Raw genomic sequence first — 3086 nt, 5'->3', positions numbered from 1 at the left:
CGTCCGGCCCCGCCCAGTGCTCGGCGGTGCGCCCGCGGCCGAGCACTGGGCGGGGCCGGACGCCGTGCTCGTCTCGCACCTGCACCACGACCACGCCGAGCTGGGCTCGTTGCACCTGGTGGGTGACGTGCCGACGCTCACCGCGGCGGCGAACGCCCGCTGGCTGCGCGAGCACGGCGTCCCGGCGGCGCTCGGGCTGGACGAGCACGAGTGGTGGGACCTGCCCGGCAGTGACGTCCGGGTGCGCCGGGTACCCGCTGTGCACGGTCACCGACCGATGCCGCACCGCCCGAACGCCGTCACCGGCTTCCTTCTGCGATCGGCGACCTTCGTGTGCTGGTTCGCCGGTGACACCGCCCTGTTCCCGCAGATGCGTGACCTCGCCGAGCTGGCCGGGGCACCGATCGACCTCGCGGTGGTGCCGGTGGGCGGCTGGGGGCCGCGGCTGTCGGGTGGGCACCTCGACCCGGCGCAGGCGGCGGTCGCGGTGGCGCAGAGCGGTGCACGGCTCGCGCTGCCGGTGCACTGGGGGACGTTGCACCCGCCGGCGGGCCGTCGGTTGCCCCCGGGCTGGATGGACCGGGCCGGTCCGGCGTTCGCCCACGCATGCGCCAGGGTCGCGCCCGGGTGCCGGCCGCTCGTGCTCGACCCAGGGGAGCGGGCCTCGCTGGACTGACGGCGTGTCGTGTGGTGTCGAACAGGTGTACGGGTATTCTCGTCCGCGGGTGACCACCTTCGAACCGTCCCCAGCCGCCGTCGAGCAACGCTCGCCAGGTGGTCGGGGGGCGGTCCGTCGAGCATGTCGGTGGTCGGACATACGGTCGCCCGAGTGACCAGGACCAGCCCCCGCACCACCGCGGACCGCCCCGGCGGCCGCCCGAGACGAACGAGGTCGGACATGCCTCCTGCAGTGACGAGCGCCCCCAAGGACCGCGAGAAGGCCCTCGAGGCCGCACTCAGCCAGATCGACCGGCAGTTCGGCAAGGGGTCGGTCATGCGTCTGGGTGACGAGACCCGCGCCCCCATCGAGGTGATCCCCACCGGGTCGATCGCCCTGGACATCGCGCTCGGCATCGGCGGTCTGCCGCGCGGCCGGGTCGTGGAGATCTACGGGCCGGAGTCCTCCGGCAAGACGACGGTCGCGCTGCACGCCGTGGCCAACGCCCAGAAGGCGGGCGGGATCGCGGCCTTCATCGACGCCGAGCACGCGCTGGACCCGGAGTACGCCAAGAAGCTCGGGGTCGACACCGATGCGCTGCTGGTCTCCCAGCCGGACACCGGGGAGCAGGCGCTGGAGATCATGGACATGCTCATCCGGTCCGGGGCGATCGACGTGGTCGTCATCGACTCGGTGGCCGCGCTCGTGCCGAAGGCCGAGATCGAGGGCGAGATGGGCGACAGCCACGTCGGGCTCCAGGCCCGGCTCATGTCCCAGGCGCTGCGCAAGATCACCGGCGCGCTCAACTCCTCGGGCACCACCGCGATCTTCATCAACCAGCTGCGCGAGAAGATCGGCGTGTTCTTCGGCAGCCCGGAGACGACGACCGGTGGCAAAGCGCTCAAGTTCTACGCCTCGGTCCGGCTCGACATCCGGCGCATCGAGACCCTCAAGGAGGGGACCGACGCAGTCGGCAACCGGACCCGGGTCAAGGTCGTGAAGAACAAGCTGGCCCCGCCCTTCAAGCAGGCCGAGTTCGACATCCTCTACGGCGAGGGCATCTCGCGTGAGGGTGGCCTCATCGACATGGGCGTGGAGCACGGCTTCGTGCGCAAGTCGGGCTCGTGGTTCACCTACGAGGGTGACCAGCTCGGGCAGGGCAAGGAGAACGCCCGCCAGTTCCTCAAGGACAACCCCGACCTCGCGGACGAGATCGACAAGAAGATCAAGGAGAAGCTCGGCATCGGCGCCCAGGCCGACCGCCCGGCAGACCCGCTGGCACCGGTCGACTTCTGAGCGACGGATCGGAGGGGTCGTGGCGATGAGCACGACTCGTGACCGACGGACGTCGGGCCGGTGGCGGGCGGACGAGCCGCCCACCACCGGCGCCGCGGCCCAGGACGCCGAACCGGACCCCGAGCAGGTGGCGCGCGCCATCGCGCTGCGCATGCTCACCGATGCCCCGCGCAGCCGAGCCCAGCTCGCGCAGGCGATGGCGCGCAAGGGCGTGCCCGATGAGGTGGCCGTCGCGGTCCTCGACCGGTTCACCGAGGTGGGGCTCGTCGACGACGCGCAGTACGCCGAGCTGGTCGTGCGCTCCCGGCACACGGAACGCGGTCTGGCCTCGGCAGCGCTGCGCGCCGAGCTGCGCCGCCGCGGTGTGGACGACGAGGTCTCGCAGCAGGCGCTCACCCAGCTCACGCCCGAGCAGGAGGAGTCGACCGCCCGACGGCTCGTCGCGCGCAAGCTGGACGCGACCGCCGCTCTCGACACCCCCGTGCGGGTGCGGCGCACGCTCGCCGCGCTGGGCCGCAAGGGGTACCCGCCGGGCCTGGTGGCGCGCCTGGTCCGGGAGGAGCTGGCCCGACGCGAGGTGTCCGACGCACTCGAGCTCGTGGACGACGCCGGAGCGCTCGACGCCTGAGCGTTCGACGACTGAGCGTTCGGCGACTGAGCGCCCGGCGGCTGGGCGTTCGACGGCTGGGCCCGTGATGCCTGAGCCCGTGACAGCTGAGCGGCCGCACGAGATCGGTCCCGGGGATACGCGCCCGTCGCGTGGGTCCTGCCGTCTGTGAGGGTGGACGTGCAGGAGAATGTCACCGATCGGTCACGCGCCGTTCGTGGTGGAGTGCAGACCCTCGACGGGAGAACGACGTGGACTGGGGCAGCTTCGGCATCATCGTGACGCTGCTGGCCGTCAGCCTGGTCGCGTTGCTGCTGGTCCAGGTCGCGCGCCGTGAGGCGACGGCGGTGCGTGCGCAGGCCAACGCCGATGTCGAGCACATCCGGGCCGAGGCCCGGGCCGAGCTCGCCGAGGTCGAGCGTCGCGAGCTGCGGCTCGGCGACCGTGAGGCAGCGGTGGCTGCGGCCCGGACCGAGGTGGCGGAGATCGAACGGGCCGCCCGGGCCGCCGCAGACGAGGCGGCAC

3 protein-coding genes and 1 pseudogene are annotated in these 3086 nt (G+C 72.6%); all 4 read left to right on the top strand.

Annotation, left to right across the window (positions count from 1 at the left end; all coding sequences use genetic code 11):
• Nucleotides 1–676 (top strand): MBL fold metallo-hydrolase (locus F2B26_RS15420; RefSeq protein WP_159810864.1); only part of this gene is annotated, 676 nt, incomplete at its 5' end.
• Nucleotides 677–910: 234 nt separating this feature from the next.
• Entirely contained in the window at nucleotides 911–1954 is a 1044-nt protein-coding gene (gene recA, locus F2B26_RS15415) for a recombinase RecA (protein ID WP_159810866.1), read from the top strand.
• A 25-nt stretch (nucleotides 1955–1979) separates the two neighbouring features.
• Nucleotides 1980–2582 carry a regulatory protein RecX gene (locus F2B26_RS15410; protein ID WP_159810862.1) on the top strand — a complete coding sequence of 201 codons (603 nt, stop codon included), beginning with the start codon at nucleotides 1980–1982 and terminating at the stop codon, nucleotides 2580–2582.
• A 230-nt stretch (nucleotides 2583–2812) separates the two neighbouring features.
• Nucleotides 2813–3086, top strand: a pseudogene (locus F2B26_RS15405) (ribonuclease Y); the annotation flags it as partial.

This window comes from Cellulomonas citrea, from assembly GCF_009829685.1.
Lineage (GTDB): Bacteria > Actinomycetota > Actinomycetes > Actinomycetales > Cellulomonadaceae > Cellulomonas > Cellulomonas citrea.
The sequence above is the reverse complement of the archived record's forward strand: the minus strand, read 5'-3'. Positions and strand labels throughout refer to the sequence as shown.

Coding starts and splice junctions, on each gene's coding strand:
- F2B26_RS15410 (WP_159810862.1), top strand. CDS start 1,980: ATGAGCACGACTCGTGACCGACGGACGTCGGGCCGGTGGCGGGCGGAC.